The following is a 19,564-nucleotide window of genomic DNA, read 5'->3' as shown; positions in this document are numbered from 1 at the left end:
ATAGCTAAGCCTATTTTAGTTTTTTCTGCCAAAAAGTGCCAACACACCAATCGTGAGCATAATCATGAAGCTTCCGAGCATATCGATTTTACCAAATGGAGTATTCAACCAAAAAATAGCCATGGCTGTAGACGATAGTGGCTCTGCACAGGCAAGCAAACTACTGGTTTGAGCTCCAACAATTGTTACTGCTTTCAGAAAAGCATAAAATGCCGCCAAGCTACCCAACAATAAGATAAAACCCGTATAAGCAAAAGACTGCGAATCCCAAGTGCCTGATACTTTCCAAGGGGCAAATACACAACTGAAAATAACTCCACCTACAAACATCGCCCAACCAATTACAGTAGTCACTTCGTAGCGATTCATCAATCCAACAGGTAATAAGCTATAAATCGCTAAAGCAACTGCGGAGGCAATGCCCCATAAAAGCCCTTCGGTAGAGATTGCTAAACTTCCAAATTTACCATGTGTTACCAATAAAAATGTACCCGAAAGTGCTAAGATAATCGCCACAAATTCGATAAAATTGGGTAACCTTCTTTGTTTAAAAGCCATATATATCGCAATAAAAACAGGTCCCATATATTGCAAAACGGTAGCTGTTGCAGCGTTTGACTTATGAATTGCTTCAAAATAAGTGTATTGTACTGCCACCATTCCTAACACACTAAATGCCAAAAGCAACAGTGTATCTCTTTTATTACTCCAAATTTTCCATAAATCTAAACCACGAAAAAGGGCAATCATCAATAAAATACTACCCGCTACCAACAAACGTAGCGTTACTAGCCAACCAGGATTGATACCTCGTTGACTAAATAGAAACTGTCCAAATGTTCCTGAAACGCCCCATGTAATGGCGGCAAAAATGGCTAATCCAAACCCTGCGATTCTTTGCTGACTATTCATAATGTAAGGTTGTCTTCCGACAAAAGTATTTTGAGGTCGCAAAAATAGAGTTATCTAGTGGTTTATACTTAATAGTTTTAGAAAAATCCAAAAACAAACTCTAATAGTAATATTTCAGGTTGAAATTAGAAATAAAAACACTTAATCGTCTGTTTTTCAAGTAGATAATTTTACGAGAGATATAAGTATTTTATTACTGGACAAAACACATAAAAGCTATTTAAGTATTTTGATTCCGTCTAAATTCAGTTTCAAACTGTTTAAAAAAATAAGTCTAAGATGCGGTAATCGTACAAAAGCTCCGTAGGAGTGACAGAAAGATAACTATCTTGAATTCTGTCGCACCTACGGAGCTTTTACAAAGAAAAACAAGGTGATTTTCGTTTACTCAAGCGTATTTTGCACGATTCTTTTAGTCTTGAGCAACTCTTTTACGACAAAAAAACTCCTCACTCAAAACTCCCAACTCAGCACTTACCGCAGTCCCATTCCTAGTACCAAGCCCCACATCAATACAAAACTAATAATCATCGAAATGTTGACTAAAAGCCCAGCGATTTTGGAATCATATCCTAGTTCATCTGCAAAAGGGAGTAAGGTCATACCCACTGGTAGAATCATACAAACCAGTACGATACTGCGATATAGGGGCTCGAAAGGGAGATTATAATATAGGAAAAAGCCTAGCGTTAAACCCACAGCATAGCGAATAACTAGTACACTGGCGATTTTTTTGAAAATTTCTGGTTTAAGTTCAATACTCAAATAAATACCCATAATCAGTAATACTAGCACTTTATTACCCTTTGCTAAAATATCAATAATGTTAACTAACACCTCTGGTAATTCAAGTTTGGTTAAGTTAACAAATAAACCTAACAACATAGCCTGAAAGGGTAGTAGCGTAAAGATTTTGAGAAAAGCCTTTTTGAGTTTCTCTCTTTTTCTGACTGCTTGTACTTCATTGGTTTCTGCAAAAATTACCCCTGTACCATATACCATACAAAAGACCACAATGGAGTTTCCCATATCAAATAAGGCCGCAAAGACCATTCCCTCAGGTCCCCAAATGCCTTCAATAAGTGGGAAAGCAAATAATCCTAAATTAAAGCCACCGCTTGCCATAGTCAATAAACCTCGTAGTCGCTTGGTTTGATTTTTGAAAAGCAAACCTGTAATCGTCATAGATATGGCACTGAAACTGATACAAAAAACTGGAAGTAATAATAAATCTGCCTCGATTTTGACACGCATAATTGTGACAAAAACCAATGCAGGAAAGGTGGTATGTACCAGAAGTTTGGTGATAATTTTACCTTCTTTCTCAGAGATAATGCCTTTATATTTGAGGAAAAAGCCAAGAGCAATAATGGATAAAGCAGTTATAAAAACAGCATTAGTAGGATTCATCGTGAAGGGGATATATATCTTTTACGCTAAAAAGACGCAAAAGTAAGGGATTTACTGGTAAAAAAAGCGCTCTTCAAATAATCTCTCAATAAGGAGCCAAATACTTTTTCAGAAAGACTAGCGCAAAATGTCTTAAATCGGAATCACTTTTTCCAAAAACAAATTTAACAAGCGCTTAATGCGAAAGCTATCTTGAAATTATGTAATTTTGCGCCAATATTTTCATTCATAACTCAATCATTTACATTTACATTAAGGAATGGGCAAGAAAGTTTTAATCATTGGTGCTGGTGGTGTAGGAAATGTGGTAGCGAAAAAATGTGCCATGAATCCCGACGTGTTTTCGGAGGTCGTATTGGCGAGCCGTACCAAGAGTAAATGCGATGCCATCGCAGAAGAATGTGCTAAAATAGGTTTGCCAACACCTGTGCAAACTGCACAAGTTGACGCTGACAACGTACCAGAATTGGTGGCACTTATCAACGAAGTGAAACCTTGGATGATCATCAACGTGGCATTGCCGTACCAAGATTTGACCATTATGGATGCTTGTCTCGAAACAGGCGTGCACTATATGGATACTGCTAATTATGAGCCAAAAGATGTTGCTAAGTTTGAATACTCTTGGCAATGGGCTTATAAAGAGCGTTTCGAACAAGCTGGTTTGATGGCGTTGTTAGGTTGTGGTTTCGACCCAGGTGTAACACAAGTGTACACGGCTTATGCCAACAAGCATCATTTCGACGAGATGCACTATTTGGACATCATCGACTGTAATGCTGGTGACCATGGTAAAGCATTTGCTACTAACTTCAACCCTGAAATCAATATCCGTGAGATTACTCAAAACGGTCGTTATTGGGAAAATGGGGAGTGGGTAGAAATTCCTCCAATGTCAATTCACAAAGCTATTGATTATCCTGGTATCGGTCCGAAAGAATCGTATGTGTTGTATCACGAAGAGTTAGAATCTTTGGTGAAAAACTTCCCAACGATTAAACGTGCTCGTTTCTGGATGACTTTCGGTCAGCAATATTTGACTCACTTGAACGTACTTCAAAATGTAGGTATGACTTCAATCGAGCCAATCAAATTTAAAGGTATTGATATTGTACCTTTGGAGTTCTTGAAAGCGGTATTGCCAGAGCCAGGAACTTTAGGAGAAAACTATACAGGTGAAACTTCTATTGGTTGCCAAATCAAAGGTATCAAAGATGGTAAAGACAGAACTTACTATGTTTGGAACAACTGTAAGCACCAAGACTGCTGGAGCGAAGTTCAAGCACAAGGTGTAAGTTACACGACTGGTGTACCTGCCATGCTTGGCGCTATGATGATGATTACAGGCGAATGGTTCAAGCCAGGCGTATGGAACTGTGAAGAAATGAATCCAGATCCATTTATGGCAATGTTGAACGTTCACGGTTTACCATGGAACGAATTGGTTGACGTAGCACTTCCACACGAATATTAGTAATTGAAGCTGCTTAAACTTTTCAAAAAACAATTTTATTGATTTATTCTTCGCCTTACTTTTTAACTAGGCGTTCCCGCCTTGATACAAAAAGTAACCGCAGCGGCGGCCACAAAAAAATCAAGAATTTATAATCGGAGTGGCGTCCCACCTCACTTCGCTCAAACAGTATAAATTCATTGCTGACGCGAGAAATTTTACGAAATTTTAAACAGCTTCATTAAAAAATCCCTTCAGTTTCAAAACTGAGGGGATTTTTTTGATTTGAAAAATATGTCGATTTGAAAATGTGTTAGAGTTTGTTTAATTTTTACAAATTATTAAAAATTAAAAAGTTTGTGATTATTTTTCTGAAATCCTGTTGTTTGAGCCGCAGGCGAGTTTAGGATTTCTTGACTTTCTTTTGTTACTTTTCTTGTGTCAAGACAAGAAAAGTAAGGAGTAGCGAAGGGAAATTTTGTTTTTCCGATACAAGCCAAGTAAAATTTTAAACATACTCTTAATTTTAAAATGTATTGATTAGGAAATGTTCAAAGAATGGCTTTTTGGAAAATTCTATACTTTTTATAAACCTCTCCATTCAACTTCTCAGCTTCCCCACGCATGGTATGATTGGTTTCTAGTACCAAATGCGTATCCATAAATTCCATCTTGCGTTTTTGTGCAGCTTGTATCATACTTACACCTAGAAGCGTGGTTAAGCCCAAACCTCTGTAATTGGGTTTTACAGCACCTAATAATAAATCCAACTGCTTATTTTTCCTTGCGTCCAAAAGGATATGGATAAATCCAAAAGGAAATAATCGGCCACGAGCTTTTTTCAAACCTTTACTCATATCAGGTAAGCCCACGACAAAGGCAATGGGTTCATTGTTTTCGTCAATAATAATTTTGACAAAGTCTGGGTCTAGGATGGGTAAGTACGCTTTGGCAATTTTTTGCATTTCAGCTTCCGAAAGTGGCACAAAACCTAGCAGGTCTTTATAGGTTTCGTTTACCAACCGAAAGATTGGAACTACGTAAGGTTTAAGCGCTTTTTTTGATGTAAAATTAAGGAGCTTAATGTTGGGATTGCGTTGTGCTCGGTCGAAAATTCTTTGATAAAACGGAGGTATTTCAGCAGGAATGTCAATTTTATAAACCACACAATCTGTCAATTTACCAAAACCTAATTTTTCCAAGAATTGAGGTAAATACGGCGGATTTGTGGCAGTAGCGATGACAGGTAAATATTCAAACCCTTCTATCTGGAAGCCCTGAGGGTCTTTTTCTGAAAATCCAAACGGACCTACTAGAGTTTCCATGTGATGCTGTTTTGCCCAACTTTGGACTGCATCTATCAGCAATTTTACTACTTCAATATTTTCAATGCTATCCAAATGAAAAAAACGAGCTTCTTTAATATGCTGAAGTTCGTTGTATTCACGGTGAATGATACCCATAATTTTGCCTACAGGATTGTTATCAATATAAGCCAAAAACAAAATGGTATCAGCAACTTCAAAAGCAGGATTTTTTTTATGATTAAAGAAAATCCATTCGTCTGCATAGATAGGAGGTACCCAATTTGGGCGATTCTCATGTAGTTTTTGTGAGAGATAGACGAATGTTTTGAGTTCACTCGGGCTTACAACTTCTTTGATAACAATATTTTGCATGGGTGAATTAAGATAACCAAAATAAGGTTTTGTTACTTTTTTGTTAAAAATCAATAAAAAAAATCACTTTCCCAATTTCTAAGAAATGATACTTATCGCTTTTTAAATAAAAAATCCTCATGTTGTGACTGTACTTTATGCCATAACATGAGGAAAAACAAAAGAATTTATCCAAATACTCAACCGCCTGGAGGAATTAATTCAAAAGCCCCAATGTCATGAGTACTGCCGTAAGGTCTTAGATTATTATCTCTGTCAAAAGAGATACCCCAAAGGAGAAGGTTTTCGCCTGTGTTGACCAGTGGTGAACCAACTATAGGGTAGTAATTACCATTACTAGGATTGTTGAGTTGAGCCTGACTGATATCCAGAGTTTTGAAGTTATTGCGCTCGTTGACAATCACTGGACTGCCCAATTTAACGATATATTTCCCAGTGGCTGGAATAGCAATTAAATTGTTGACGACCTCATGCGTATGAATTAAACTGTATAGTTTGATGGCATCACTGGCAGAACCAATAATTGAATTGTTGGCTATTCTTAAGTAAGTATTTGGGATAGAACAAGAGCGAGAGTCCGCAAAAATGCCATTGTAACCTGAGTTCACGATAACATTATTGAAAACAGATTGATTGCCCAAGAATCCTACCATGATAATACCTGTTCCTCTGGCATTTACGACGGTATTATTATAACATAAACCACCAGAACCTCCACCTATCTGTATTCCATTGGCTTGATAGACGTCAAAAGGGCTGATTCCAGTGTCTATCATAGTGTTGTCATGCACTAAGGCGTCTACAGAACAGCCAAACTGTATTCCTTCGCACCCAGTTCTTTCTAACTGATTGTTATAGACCTGAAGACCATAAATATTGTGAGGAGGTACTATTTTGGTTACGCCATTGCAGTTGATGGTCATTCCACCAGCAGCAAATGAATTGCCTATATACAAACCCTCGCCAGGGACATCGTGGATATAATTATCATGAATTTTGACATTATACATCGTGAAGTTGCCCCGCCATGTAGTTGAATCGCAGTTGGGGTCAGTTTTTGCCATAATACCTGCAAAGCCAGTATTGGAGATTTCGACATGCTCAATTTCACAGTCACTGCTTTTGCCACCTACTGTAATACCCATACCCCCAGAACCAGTTTTAGCTACTTTTAGCCCATAATAAACATTTGGGTCACCCGTGCCAGTCACTTTGAAATAACGGCAGTTATCAAAATTTAAACCATTTTGATTGTTCGTAGTGTTTTGAAAAATTACTTGACCACCAAGATTTCTATAAATAATTGGATCGTTGGCTGTGCCATTGAGTCCAATAAATTTGAGTCCAGTGTATGTTCCTGCCTGAATACAAACAGTATTTCCTGGTCCTGCGCTTAGGTTTAATGCCGAATAGTCGCCACTTTGAATGACAGTATAATCACATGAGCTCGGAACATAGGTAGCTACTGCCGATGCCGACTCAAAACATCCAATGTCAAAGTCTCCACCGTTAGGTCGAGGTTGGTCAGTAATATCTGTTGTGATACCCCAAGCGCTCAAGTTTTCGCCTTTATTAATCACAGGAGCATGACTTAGCGGACGATAATTTTCGGCGCTAGTGTTTTCATAAAATGACGCATCCACTACACCATTAAGGTAATTTTTTCGGGCATTTATTCTAACAGATGAAGAAAGAGGCGAAATGAATTTTCCGACCGAAGAGTTCAACATAATATTATTGACAATCTCATAATTGTGGATCGAGCTATACAGTTTCAATGCCTCAGTTTGAGGAGAAATAATGGTGTTTTGAGCAATACGCAAATAGGTGTCAGGAATAGAGCCAGGACGAGAATCAGAGAAAATGGCGTTGCCTTTTGGTCTGACAATTAAGTTGTTATAAATCATTTGATTTCCCAAAAAGCCAAACATTACAATGGCGGCTCCTTCAGCGTCCAGAATAGTATTATTATAAAAATTACCTCCAGCGCCCCCATTCATGGCTACGGCATTGTTGAGGGTGGTTGAGCCTGGTACTTTTCCACAATTTTTAATCATATTATGGTGCACTTGTGCGTCGGGAGAGTTAGCGTATTGTATGCCTTTACTACCTGTGCGCTCAAAGATATTATTATAGATTTCAAGACCTACGATAAGGTGTGTAAACTTGGATATACTTACACCATTACAGTTTATAGTTTTGGGAGTACCATAAGACGGCTCGCCCACGGCTATACCTTCACCAACTACGTCATGTACATAATTATCATGTATTTTGATGGCACTCATGGTATAATAATCTCTCCATGTAGTGCTATCGCATGCTAGCTCTGTACGTGCGACAATACCCGCACCTTGAACATTTTGAATCTCAATTTTCTCTACTTCAATATTGCTACTTTTATCAGCAATACTAACACCTCTACTATTGTTACCAGTACCTGCCACTTTAAATCCATAAGGTAAGGTAGCATCTCCACTGCCCGTTATTTTGATAAATTTACTTTTCGAAAAATTAATTGCTACTGCATTTGTGGTGTTCTGAATGATGACTTGACCCCCGCAATTTTTAATAAGGATAGGTTGAGTGCCATTACCCTGAAAATTATTGAAAGATAAGTTTGTATAAGTTCCAGCTTGGACACAAATAGTTTGGCCTGGTTGGGCATTGAAATTACTAGGACTGTAAGCGCCACTTTTGGTAATAGTAAAATTACAATTACAGGATTGTGAATAAACTGGAAGCGAAAAAAGCCAGCTACAAAGCGTAGCAAACAAGCTAATATATAGTGTTTTCATTAGGTATGCTGTTGATAATTATGGGTTTATCAAAGGTAATCAAACGCTAGATATTTATTTACTGTTTATGAAAAAAGGCGTTCGAAAAACTCATTTCGAACACCTTTTTTCATACTATATTTCAACATGACGCCTCTTTAGACGCAAAGCATTGCGTGTAGATTAAAAATAATCACTTATGCGCTCAATCACTAAATTGCTAAATTTGGAATAACTCATATTCTTTATTTAAAGCCTCCGATATATACCTCTTTAATGAAAATACGATTTGAAAATCCTGAGTTGATTTCCAATTTTTCAATTATTTCTTCAAAAAAAGATTCTCCAAAATAATCTTCAATTTGATATTGGATTCGATGAGGTAATTTCCCATTGTTCAAAGCTGAGATCGCTCTATAATCAGTAAAAATTTTACGTTCTTTAGATATTTTCTTTCCATCCTCAAAGAAGAGGGTTTCGGTTGAGACAAGTGAATAATCTGTTTTATCAAAATAAAAATGATACTCTTGCTTAGGAATAATACGGTTTTGTGAGGACATTTCTTTTTCTGTGAAACTCAAGTGCCAACACAGTTTATCATTGATAAACCTTTCGGTTTGCTGTTCTAGTTTATTCCAAAGGTCAAATCTTATGCCCGATAGCAGATAGATAGGTAATAGTTTATCAATGTTCTCGGTGTATTCGGATGTAGATATTTTCTTCCACTTTTCTCCACGCACTCTGTCATCATGTTTCCAAGCTTCTACGTTATTGATTACAAATAGATAATTGTCTGGCATTCTTTTCTTTAATAAAAAGTTTGTGAACGCCAAAGACCATTTATCTTCAAATACTGGAATATTGCTATCTTCAAATTTGTATTGAGATGTTGTATGTATCTTTTCGATACCTTTAAGAGTAGATGCACCGCCTAAGTTTTGAATAACTTTATGGAGTATGTCAGCATTATTTTGAAATGAACTTGAATCAATCAGCTTGAACCAATTGATTTTGAATTGCTCGATTTGATTACTTCTTACTACTTTTTCTTGTTCCCAATCGGCTTCATCTCTGGCTATTTTTTCAAAAAAGGCCTGTTTTGCTTCTTCTTTTTGAAGTGCTTCTTCTTGTTGTAATTTATAGCCTAGCTTAGAAAGCTCACCAAATCGATTACCATGTGTTCTAGTTTTTCCAGCGAGCACTTCAAGGTTTTTGTACTTATTGATTAATTCAAAGCCGTAACTCTCTCTGAATCCATTTTTAATCAATAAGTCTGCATAATACAGTCCTTTTGTTTTATCCTCCAATAAAAAATAGGCTTGAGCGAGATTGTTTGCTACAATAAACCTGATTTTCTCATTTTCTTTACTAGATTGATATTTGGTAAGTAAACTCTCTAGATATCCCAAATGCACTAACAATTGCATCCGATTCAAGCCTCTTTCGTAGTTAACAGCCGATAACTGCGCATTCATTTCATTTTCAAATGCCAACATCTGACTATATTCTGGGTGCTCTTTGTTGGTAAGCCAAAAAAAAGTTTCTTTACTGTCTTGTAAATAATATCCTACTTTTTGATTCAATTGTTCTTGAATCTTTTTTAGAGCTATATCAGCAATACTTTCAATTTGATCCCCAAATTCACTTGTAGCATCTTTCTCATATTGTATGAAAGAGCCCTTTCCATTAGTATAGTGAATATTTTCAGAGGCTACATAATCATTTCTCCAGAGAACTTGATTTTTAAATTTTACTTCATAGGCAATGTTTACCTTAAAATATACTTTAGCAGTTGGATAGTATTTCCTAGTTTGATTGTCAAAAGTTGAGTCTTGAACTTGTTTTATTAAATCTATTGTTTGAATATCTACATAGATTTTCAAATCATTATTTTCTTGATTTTTGATAAACCCTTTAATATTAAAAAAGTCTCGTTTTAGATTTTTTTCAGCGAGTAATATATTTGGCTCAATCTTAAAGTATGTTCCCTGAGTATATACATTATCTAAAATGGGGAATGCTGATGGAGCAATACTTTTAACCCAATATTCTTGTTTTTTGAATTTTGCCTTTTCCTGTGCCAATGTGACAAGGCTAATACAAAATAGGCTAAATATTAAAAGTGAATTTTTCATAACTAAAAAAAATGCCACCAAATTGAGGTTTGATGGCATTTAGAAATGGGAGTAACTAATTATTTTTTGTTGTAAAATACTTGTACAGCATTGTCTAACACATAATATACTGTTTGTGTTGCAGGGTCAACTTCATAAATGGGTCTATCATTTTTGAAGATTAATTTGTCTACCTCAACACCATCAGCTTTTCTTACTTTAACTAATACCTTTTCTCCGCTTGGATCTTTTGCATAGATATAAGAAAAATCTTTGTTTTGACGCATAGCATTGAAACGTGAACCATATTTATTGAACAATTGCCCCATTACAGCCGAACCTGCCCCAAGCGCTGCAGATTGGAGTTGTTTACCTGTGTCTGCTTGTCTGACGATTGATTCTCTGAGGACTCCGGCTTCGTCGCGGTAAGTCATAGTAATTTCGGCACCTTCAACAGCTTTTGCAAAAGAACCAGCTCCAAGTGCAAGAGAGCCTAAAGCAGAAGCACCTTTGATTAATTGACGATTGCCTTCTCCAGGTTGGGTGTAAACGTCATGATATTTTACTTTTCCATCCATACCAACGCCCATTACTTCAACTGGACCACTCAATACTACACCCCAAGGAAACAGTTCGATACTATTAAGTTCTTTTTCTCTTTTGATATTTACCTTTGCAAAAGGCTCTGGCTTATCATCAATAGAGGGATCAAATTTGTAAAGCTCTTCATCGTTGTACACTAAATACGAATTCGAGTTTTCGTCATAGGTTGGTAATACAGGACGGTTGTTGTTAAATTTGATATTGCGTTTCCATAATTTACGACCCGATTTGTAATCTACCATGTTTCCATAAGTACCTGTTAAATACATAACCTTGTCACCCACTTTACCTAAATAATAAATAGGATCTTCTTTTTCATCTGCTATTTCAATGAAACTTTTCCAAAGCTTTTCTCCATTTTTGTTGATAAGCATCATTTCATTTTCAGCAACATATAAGAAATCTTGATCGATAGGAATTACACGTTTCAAACCGTCGCCACGAGCATCTTTTTTCCAGATTTTTTCCCCTGTTTTTAAATCGAAGAAGTTAAAGCCAGAATAGTGTGCTACCAAAAGCTTAGTGCCCCAATCTTCGAGATATACGACTCTTTTAGTTTTGATTGATTCAGACCAGATACTTTTACCATTTTCTGTATTTAATACATTCAAATACTGTTTCGACGACATCAAACCCTTACTGTTTACTACTACGAGATTTTTATCGTTTTGCGTAGGAAAGAATTTAGTATATTCTTCTTCAGCAGTCCAGTTTAGCTTACCAGAAGATTTGTCAAAAGAGTACAATTTGCCATAAAGCAAGTAGTAAATCGTATTTCCGTTGATTTTCGCAATATTAGTATTGGCAGATTCTTTTAATGAGAAGCTAAGCAATGATTTAGCTTTACTGACAGTGGTATTCCATTTTATTCCACCTGTTTGCATGTCCAATAGGGCAATTGCCATATTTTCTCCACTTTTTAACGTAAGTAAGTATTCGTTACTTTCAGGAATAAAGTCTGATTGAAATACCCAGAATGATTCTTTTGAAGAATTATATACGAGCTTTCCTGTTTCAGTATTAATAATTAAGTACTTTGAGTTGATATAAGCCTCTACATACGGGCTGTTGGGTACACTAGATAGGTCTCTTTTTTGTTTAAAGATTGTTCCAAAATCTGGGTCAGTTAAGATGTCAGTTGCGGAAGTTACTCCAAAATCTTCTTTGGTTAATGTCCAAGCAATTTTTTTTGTGTCGGGATTAATACCTTTGATGGTTGAACCTTCTTTGAAAACTAAAACACCAGTAATTTCATTTTGAACAAGATCCTGAATTTTGTTGTCTGTGGTGATGACTTCGTCGTAAGAGCGTTGAGCTATTAATGGTTGGGTTCCTGCAAGTAGAATGCTACAGGCAATCGTAAGAAAATTTTTTTTCATTATGTGTAAACGTTATATGTGAAGTATATTTAGTTTACACTCAATTAATTAGCAATTAGGTATATTAAAGATTACTTGTTTTTTGAAATGTAGAACTAAATATTGGTGCAAAGTAGTTTTATTTTAAATAAAAATCAAAAAAAATAGTGTTATAAAATTATTTTTTTCCCTTTACAAAAAAACCTACAATAGCAGTTGTAATCATCCCCATGATAGGTGCACCAATAATACTTTGAACCATATAATTTTTCTCATTAAATTGATTTAAGGCTTCTTCTTTTGTCATCATCTTGTGAGAAATTACATATCTAATAGCATTCGGAAAAAACTCTGGTGTAATAATGTGGGTCGTAATCCACTGTGTAAGAGGTGCTAATAAGGTAACTACCAAAGTGATATAAAATCCACTCAAGAGCGCTTGCTTGTAGGTCATATTGCCTCCCAAATCTTTGAAACGTTTTTCTCTTAGGGCAAATACGTAAAGCGTTATGGCAGGAATAGCGATGAAGTTGGTATAAATCGGATGCTTGTCGATATAGACATCGTGCAAACCAGCAACTTTTTCGAGTACCATCCATAGGAGGGTCATTATCGAAAAATAAATGCCCCATTTGATTTCGGTAGAGATAGCTTTCATATCGAGATTTAGTTTTATTTCTCTTTAAGTTAAACTAAAATATGAAAGAATTCAAACGATTTCGGATTTGGGATTGCTGATTTTGGATTTTAAGTTATGAATAGCCTAAGAGATTAGATTAACAATATGTCTAAGGTGTAGTTTGGGTGTAATCTTTTGATTATAAGAGTATTCAAGTAACAAATAAACTATCAACTAATAACATCTTCTTATTTAATGAAATAACTTCCTAGTTCAAGATTAAGTCTTGGACTTATTTTTTTAACAGTTTATAGACTGAAACAAAAGCTAGTCCGAGACTAAGACTCGGACCAGACTATTCATTATAAAACTTAAGAAACTTTTCCAATCACAGGTAAAGGGACAAAACCCGTTTCGCCTTCGATTTTGGGGAATAGTTGGTCTTGCCAACGTTGTTTCGCCTCTTCTAGCATTTCTTTATCGCTTGCTACAAAGTTCCAAAACATAAATCTTTCCTCTGGAAATGGCTCTCCTCCAAAGATATAGATGGTTGTATTTTCGCCGATAGTAAATTCACAAAGTGAAGCATCTTTGGCTACTAAGATTCTTTTGGGCTCATAAACATTTCCATCACTTTCTACACTTCCTTCCAAAATATACATGGCTGCTTCGCCAAAAAGAGAACTACCGATTTTGACCGTCTTTTTAGCTGTAGATTTGATTTCTAGTAAAAAAAGAGGACTATATACTGGCACAGGAGATTGATGCCCTAAGGCTTCGCCCGCAATGAGTTTGTATTGTACGCCATCTTCTTCCCATGCTGGTAAAGTGTCGGCTTCGGCATGGAAAAAACTAGGCTCCATTGTTTCCAGATGTTTGGGTAACGCAACCCAGATTTGTAAACCATGTAAAAATTTAGGAGAATGTCTTAAATGGTCTGGCGTACGTTCGGAGTGAACGATTCCTTTACCTGCGGTCATCCAGTTGACAGCCCCTGGTTGAATTTCCATCTGTGTTCCAAGACTATCTCGGTGCATAATACTGCCCTCAAAAAGATAGGTGAGGGTCGACAGTCCAATGTGAGGATGTGGTCCAACATCGAAGTTTTCATAGTCTTGGAGCTGGGTTGGCCCCATGTGGTCGATAAAAGTAAAAGGACCTACCATTCGCTTGGTACGAAATGGAAGCAATCGACCTACCCAGAAGTTTCCAACTTCGTGAGGTCTTTCTTCGATAATATGGCTTAGATTTGACATATACAAAGATAAGTTTTTGCCTTATTTTACAAAAAATAAGCCAGTCCAAAAATGAACTGGCTCGACATTGAACGAAGGGTTATTAAGTATTAATTGAGTTGGATAGTTCTAAATAAAATATTTCCTTTCACAAATTTGATTCGAAGCTGCTGAGTACCTTTATTCAGCAGGATATTGCCTGCCTTCACCCATTTCCAATTTTTGTCATTGCTTGTAGGTTTGATTTTTGTAGTAGACAACAATTGATCATTGCACCATATTTCTATTTGACCTTCGGCCTCTTTTGAGGCTACTTCGAGATTTATTTGATATTTTTTGGCTTTTTCTACCTCAATCGTGTAGCCCAACCATTCATCATTTTCAATCGAAAAGACCTGATATTGTCCATCTTCTAATTGAATGTCTACACCATCGTTGCGATATACTTTTCCCCGATTTCCTTGCGTATTGACGCCTGGGGTATAGTGATAACTTGCGGTATCTTTATCATAATACCCAATTCGTTGCCCTCCTAAGTCAAAATCAACCGCAGGAATGGTAACCGATGAGCCGATGCGATGTGTTTTGAAAGCCAAAGCTTTTTGCTCTTTTACTTGTCTAAACATCGCATCAATCACGTCGGCGTGGGGTCGGTTATTAGGAAGTTGAATGAGTGAAATAAGTTCGTTTAAAGAGGTTTGTGCTTCTTCCTTGCTAGGCTTAGGACCCTTGTTGTTCCAGTAGTCCAAAAGCTTTTGGTAAGAAGGCGTTATTTTGATTTCCCAAGGGTTATTAATACCCATTTTTTTGGACTGCCACCATGCCCAACCAATATCATGCGATTCGACCAAACGGATAGCTTCAGTGAACCAATTGTTAGAGTTTTCACCTGATTCGCCTAACCAAAGAGGTACATTGTATTCGTCTCTGAGATTCAAGAAGTTTTGAATAGCGGCTTTGGTATTAAAATTTCCGTATTTATGAAAACTCAAAACCATGTTGTTATCCCAAGTAGGTAATAATCCACGATAATTATTTCCAAAACCATTCCCTTCAATAATGATGATATGATTGTTGTCTACCTCACGGATGGCTTTCGTAATTTCTATCATCAGGTTTCTCAAAGGAAGGTTGAGTTTCTCTTCTGTACCTCTAAAATCCTTTGAATCTTGAAAACCCCAATTGGGCTCATTGATAATGTCATAGCCTCCAATCCAAGGCTCGTTGGCGTATCTTTCTGCTAGCTTTTTCCAAAGTGCAATTACTTTTAATTGATTATCACGACTGTCCCACAATGAAGGCAAACTAGGATTACGATCAGAAATAGCTAAGTCATTCCCTTGTCCGCCTGGAGCTGCATGCAAATCTAAAATCAAATACATTTTATTGGCTTTGCACCAAGCCAATAAGCTATCAGTCATGGCAAAGCCTTTTTCTAACCATGTATTTTTGCCTGCAACAGGTTCTTTTTCTACCGAAAGGGTATATAAATCATAGTGCATGGGTAATCTTATAGAATTGAATCCCCATGCTGCCATCGAATCAATATCGGCTTTCTGTGTATGTTTTTCGAGCCATTGCTGATAAAATTTATCGGTAGCATCTTGTCCAACCAAGTCCTGAATTCGGGCTTTGATTTGGTATTGCTGACCAATATTTCCAACTTTAAACATATAGCCTTCTTGCAACATCCAGCCGCCTAGCCCCATGCCTCGTAAGATAACTTTGTTCCCGTTTGAATCGGTGATAATCTTTCCTTTTGCTTTCAAAAATCCCTGAGCCTGAGCGATTACCGAGATAATCGCTAGGGCAAGGGTTAACATACTTTTTTTCACTGTTACGTTCTGAAGGGTTAATGAATCCTATTGTTTTGGGTCTAGCCATGAATTTAAATCCCAATCTCCAACTAGAATTAACGCAAGAAGACCCAAATCATTAGGATAATGAATTTATAGTTTTTAAAGAAATTGGATATATAAAAAATTAGCAAGACTTGTTTTCAAGATTTTATATAGGAAGAAAGGCTAAAACTAACACAGATATATTTTAGGAATAGTTAGCGTAGTAATTGTTTGTCAAAAGTAGAAATACTCTATCAGGATTAATAAAATTGTGCCCCTACATTACCCCAACATTAGGACAATAAGGATAGAAAACTATAATATTTCGGACTTTTTACTTGATATTTGTCTTAAAATATACACATCGCCTGTAATTGTTTTATGAACCGACTAATCCTATCAATCATATTACTTCTTTCCATATCTATCTCATTTGGGCAAAATACCATTGGTTTGCCAGAGATAAATAACTATACTAAAAATCAATATCTAGCTGGAACGCAAAACTGGGGTATTCAACAAGATGCTGCTGGACGGATGTATTTTGCTAATAATGAAGGTCTTTTGACTTTTGATGGTAACTATTGGCGAAAGTATCATTTGCCTTCCAAAACCAAAGTCCGTTCGTTGGCAATTGCTCCCGATGGCAAGGTCTACGTGGGTGGAGAGAATGAAATTGGCTATTTCAGCCCTAGTGGGAATGGGGTATTGGCTTATCATTCCCTAAAAGAACTTTTACCTGAAAAAGACCAAACTTTTTATGATGTTTGGAATGTCTGTGTTTGGAAAGAATCGGTATTTTTTCGTTCTAGTAGTCGTATTTTTGAATACAAAGCCAATAAAGTTTCGGTATATAGACCTTCTTCCCATTGGCGTTTTTTGGGTAAAAGTTCAGATAAGTTAATTGCGCAAGATTTTGATGAAGGATTATTGTATTTTGAAAATGGACAATGGATACCTTTTAGTACAAATTTACAATTATTGGGCAAGCAATTAGTAACAGCTATTTTGCCTGTTTCTCAACACTTGTCAGTGATTTCGACTTTAGAAAATGGACTATATTGGTTAAATACCCAAAGTATTCAGCCGTTTGCAACACCATTTATTACCGAAATTAGCAAATATCGTATCTATCATGCCGTTCAAATCAATGCTACTCAAATAGCGCTCTCGACTAGCCTGAATGGTTGTTATATCATCGACATTCACGGAAATTTTATTCAACACTTTTCAAAAATAGAAGGACTCAATAACAATAATATTCTCAATAGCTTTTTGGACAAACAAAAAAATCTATGGCTGGGATTAGACAATGGAATTGCCTTTGTGGCAACTAACAATGCCATCAAAAGTATCTCGATTATGCAAGATGCAGATGCTGGTGGATACGCTTCGGCCTTGTATCAAGGGAATCTGTATTTGGGAACTGCTAATGGGTTGTATGTAGCGCCCATCAGCGGACAGGGCGATTTGAGTTATGAGAAAAACGCCTTTCGAAAAGTCCCTAACTCGACTGGACAAGTATGGAATTTACAAGTAATCAATCGCCAGCTTTTGATGGGACATCATGATGGGGCATTTGTGGTAAAAGCAAATGGTGCACAAAAAATAGATGACAATGGGGGTTATTGGACTTTTGTTCCACTTTCTAGTTTAGAGCCCAGTGCTCGATTGGTCGCAGGGAATTACAATGGTTTGAAATTTTGGAATTATAAAAATGGACAATTTTCGGCAGATAAAAAGGTCGATAACTTTCATATTTCCTCTCGTTTTGTTTGTATTGATCCCAATAATGACAAAGCTATTTGGACAACACATCCCTACAAGGGTGTTTTTAGGGTTTTAATCAAAGATTCTTTACGAACACAAGTGAAGTTATATGGTGCTAAAGAAGGCTTGGCGCTTTCGGAGAATAATAGTTTTGTCTATCGTCTTAAAAACAGAGTTATTATTGCTTCTGAAAATGGCATTTTTGAATACAATATTCATACCGATAAATTTGTTCCTTGCTCTTTATTGATGCCTTATTTTAAAGGAATGAAAATGTATTATCTGAAGGAGGACCAAGATGGAAATGTTTGGTTTATTGCAGATAATAGAATTGGAGTTTTGGACTTCTCTAACCAAAAGCCACAAGTAATTTACCTTCCAGAATTGAATAATCGCCTTGTTTCGGGTTTTGAGTTTATCAATCCTATGAATCTAGAAAATGTAATAGTAGGAGGGGAAAAGGGCTTTTTTCATATTAACTTCAAGGCATATCGACAAAAACTCAGTAAGGTTAATGTGCTTATTAGTGAAATTAGTGCTACTGGCAAAATAGATAGCGTTTTTTATGGTGGAATCAAGAATGTTGAGAGACTAAAAAGCACTGAGATAAGTAGTGATTTTGATCGATTAACATTCGAATATTCGTCTACACTTTATCACCAACTCCAGACTGTTGAGTATGCGTGTCAACTAGAAGGCTTTGATGCTACGTGGTCGGCATGGACTAAAAAGACAAGTAAAGAATATACTCAATTACCAGCAGGAACATATTTGTTTAAGGTTAAAGCAAGAAATAATTTGGGACAGGAATCGGAGATTGCTTCTTATCAAATCATCATTTTGCCACCTTGGTATTTGACAATTTGGGCTTATGTTTTTTATTCCTTACTTCTGTTAATTGCTTTCTGGAGATTATTTCGTTGGCAACAACAGAAATTTATTGACCAGCAAGTCTCGTTTCAAAAAGAGCAAAAGCAATTGATGTATATGCACCAATTGGAGTTAGATAAAAATGAAAAAGAGATTGTCAGTCTGAAAAATGAAAAGTTAGAAGCTGAAATTATTCATAAAAATGCTGAACTAGCTTCCTCAGCGATGTATTTAGTCCAAAAAGCAGAGTTACTGACCAAACTCAAACAAGATTTGGGTAAAATGTATAAGTCAGGCAATGTGGAGGAAATCAAGGAGGATTTGAAACGTATGATGAAAACTGTTGACGATGAGAATACCGTTGAGTCGGATTGGAACCAATTTTCAATACACTTTGATAGCGTTCACAGCAAATTTTTGATGGTTATCAAAGAAAGATTTCCGAATTTAAGCTCAAATGAACTAAAGCTCTGTGCTTATTTGAGAATGAATCTTTCTACCAAAGAAATCGCTCAACTCATGAATATCTCTGCGAGAAGTGTGGAGGTAAGCAGGTATCGTTTACGCAAGAAATTACAATTACCATCCGAAGTGAATTTCTTTAGTTATTTCCTGAGCATTTACGATGAATAGATTTCGATTGTAGATTTGGGATGGCTGATTTCGGATTAAAACCTGTAGAGAAGTTGCATGCAACGTCTCCAAACAAATTCTCAAATTGAAATATGATTAGAGCTAGAATGTTACATGTAAATCATATCAGATAATTCTTTGAAAAGACGTTGCATGCTACGTCTCTACCTAGGAGGTTATTTGTCAATCATCTTGTAAACACGTACATAATTAATATCCATTTGGCAAGTGAATATTGAGTTGTTTACGCCTTGGGCACCGCCCCATAAGTTCATTCTAGTAACAGATTT

The 19,564-nt window shown here is 36.3% G+C and carries 11 protein-coding genes; 2 read left to right on the top strand and 9 right to left on the bottom strand.

The genetic code is table 11. The annotated features are described in order from the left end of the window. Window positions 1-15: 15 nt before the first annotated feature. The gene (locus QM491_RS00785; protein WP_166549459.1) at window positions 16-912 is read right to left on the bottom strand and encodes an EamA family transporter; all 897 of its coding nucleotides are present in this window, start codon (window positions 910-912) and stop codon (window positions 16-18) included. Window positions 913-1,386: 474 nt separating this feature from the next. Next, on the bottom strand, window positions 1,387-2,322 hold the full coding sequence (locus QM491_RS00780; protein ID WP_283325352.1) for an AEC family transporter: 936 nt from the start codon (window positions 2,320-2,322) through the stop codon (window positions 1,387-1,389). A gap of 259 nt (window positions 2,323-2,581) precedes the next feature. Here QM491_RS00780 and QM491_RS00775 point away from each other — a divergent pair, with 259 nt between their 5' ends. Continuing rightward, entirely contained in the window at window positions 2,582-3,796 is a 1,215-nt protein-coding gene (locus tag QM491_RS00775; protein ID WP_283325351.1) for a saccharopine dehydrogenase family protein, read from the top strand. A gap of 530 nt (window positions 3,797-4,326) precedes the next feature. Here the strand turns inward: QM491_RS00775 and QM491_RS00770 are convergent. The 7 genes from QM491_RS00770 to QM491_RS00740 all read right to left on the bottom strand — a co-directional run bounded on the left by QM491_RS00770 (window position 4,327) and on the right by QM491_RS00740 (window position 15,983). Then, window positions 4,327-5,454, bottom strand: coding sequence for a hypothetical protein (locus QM491_RS00770; RefSeq protein WP_283325350.1), 1,128 nt, complete (start codon window positions 5,452-5,454; stop codon window positions 4,327-4,329). A 179-nt stretch (window positions 5,455-5,633) separates the two neighbouring features. Next, window positions 5,634-8,252 carry a right-handed parallel beta-helix repeat-containing protein gene (locus tag QM491_RS00765; protein ID WP_283325349.1) on the bottom strand — a complete coding sequence of 873 codons (2,619 nt, stop codon included), beginning with the start codon at window positions 8,250-8,252 and terminating at the stop codon, window positions 5,634-5,636. Between the two features lie 224 nt (window positions 8,253-8,476). Then, on the bottom strand, window positions 8,477-10,366 hold the full coding sequence (locus QM491_RS00760) for a hypothetical protein (protein ID WP_283325348.1): 1,890 nt from the start codon (window positions 10,364-10,366) through the stop codon (window positions 8,477-8,479). A 59-nt stretch (window positions 10,367-10,425) separates the two neighbouring features. Continuing rightward, a complete protein-coding gene (locus tag QM491_RS00755) occupies window positions 10,426-12,327 on the bottom strand; it encodes an outer membrane protein assembly factor BamB family protein (protein ID WP_283325347.1) in 1,902 nt (633 codons plus the stop codon). A 157-nt stretch (window positions 12,328-12,484) separates the two neighbouring features. Beyond that, entirely contained in the window at window positions 12,485-12,964 is a 480-nt protein-coding gene (locus QM491_RS00750) for a DUF4199 domain-containing protein (protein WP_283325346.1), read from the bottom strand. Window positions 12,965-13,296: 332 nt separating this feature from the next. Further along, window positions 13,297-14,181: a pirin family protein gene (locus tag QM491_RS00745; RefSeq protein ID WP_283325345.1), complete on the bottom strand. Its 885-nt coding sequence runs from the start codon at window positions 14,179-14,181 to the stop codon at window positions 13,297-13,299. A gap of 89 nt (window positions 14,182-14,270) precedes the next feature. Continuing rightward, on the bottom strand, window positions 14,271-15,983 hold the full coding sequence (locus tag QM491_RS00740; RefSeq protein ID WP_283325344.1) for a cellulase family glycosylhydrolase: 1,713 nt from the start codon (window positions 15,981-15,983) through the stop codon (window positions 14,271-14,273). A gap of 399 nt (window positions 15,984-16,382) precedes the next feature. Between QM491_RS00740 and QM491_RS00735 the strand changes: the two genes are divergently transcribed. Continuing rightward, window positions 16,383-19,274 (top strand): triple tyrosine motif-containing protein, encoded by a 2,892-nt coding sequence (locus QM491_RS00735; RefSeq protein WP_283325343.1) that lies wholly within the window; start codon window positions 16,383-16,385, stop codon window positions 19,272-19,274. Window positions 19,275-19,564: the final 290 nt, after the last annotated feature.

It is taken from the genome of Flectobacillus longus (assembly GCF_030056705.1).
In the GTDB taxonomy this organism is placed as follows: Bacteria; Bacteroidota; Bacteroidia; order Cytophagales; family Spirosomataceae; genus Flectobacillus; species Flectobacillus longus.
The sequence above is the reverse complement of the archived record's forward strand: the minus strand, read 5'-3'. Positions and strand labels throughout refer to the sequence as shown.

Bases quoted from the DNA above. Each gene is read 5' to 3' on its own strand.
- QM491_RS00785 (WP_166549459.1), bottom strand. From the start codon at position 912: ATGAATAGTCAGCAAAGAATCGCAGGGTTTGGATTAGCCATTTTTGCC.
- QM491_RS00780 (WP_283325352.1), bottom strand. From the start codon at position 2,322: ATGAATCCTACTAATGCTGTTTTTATAACTGCTTTATCCATTATTGCT.
- QM491_RS00775 (WP_283325351.1), top strand. From the start codon at position 2,582: ATGGGCAAGAAAGTTTTAATCATTGGTGCTGGTGGTGTAGGAAATGTG.
- QM491_RS00770 (WP_283325350.1), bottom strand. From the start codon at position 5,454: ATGCAAAATATTGTTATCAAAGAAGTTGTAAGCCCGAGTGAACTCAAA.
- QM491_RS00765 (WP_283325349.1), bottom strand. From the start codon at position 8,252: ATGAAAACACTATATATTAGCTTGTTTGCTACGCTTTGTAGCTGGCTT.
- QM491_RS00760 (WP_283325348.1), bottom strand. From the start codon at position 10,366: ATGAAAAATTCACTTTTAATATTTAGCCTATTTTGTATTAGCCTTGTC.
- QM491_RS00755 (WP_283325347.1), bottom strand. From the start codon at position 12,327: ATGAAAAAAAATTTTCTTACGATTGCCTGTAGCATTCTACTTGCAGGA.
- QM491_RS00750 (WP_283325346.1), bottom strand. From the start codon at position 12,964: ATGAAAGCTATCTCTACCGAAATCAAATGGGGCATTTATTTTTCGATA.
- QM491_RS00745 (WP_283325345.1), bottom strand. From the start codon at position 14,181: ATGTCAAATCTAAGCCATATTATCGAAGAAAGACCTCACGAAGTTGGA.
- QM491_RS00740 (WP_283325344.1), bottom strand. From the start codon at position 15,983: ATGTTAACCCTTGCCCTAGCGATTATCTCGGTAATCGCTCAGGCTCAG.
- QM491_RS00735 (WP_283325343.1), top strand. From the start codon at position 16,383: ATGAACCGACTAATCCTATCAATCATATTACTTCTTTCCATATCTATC.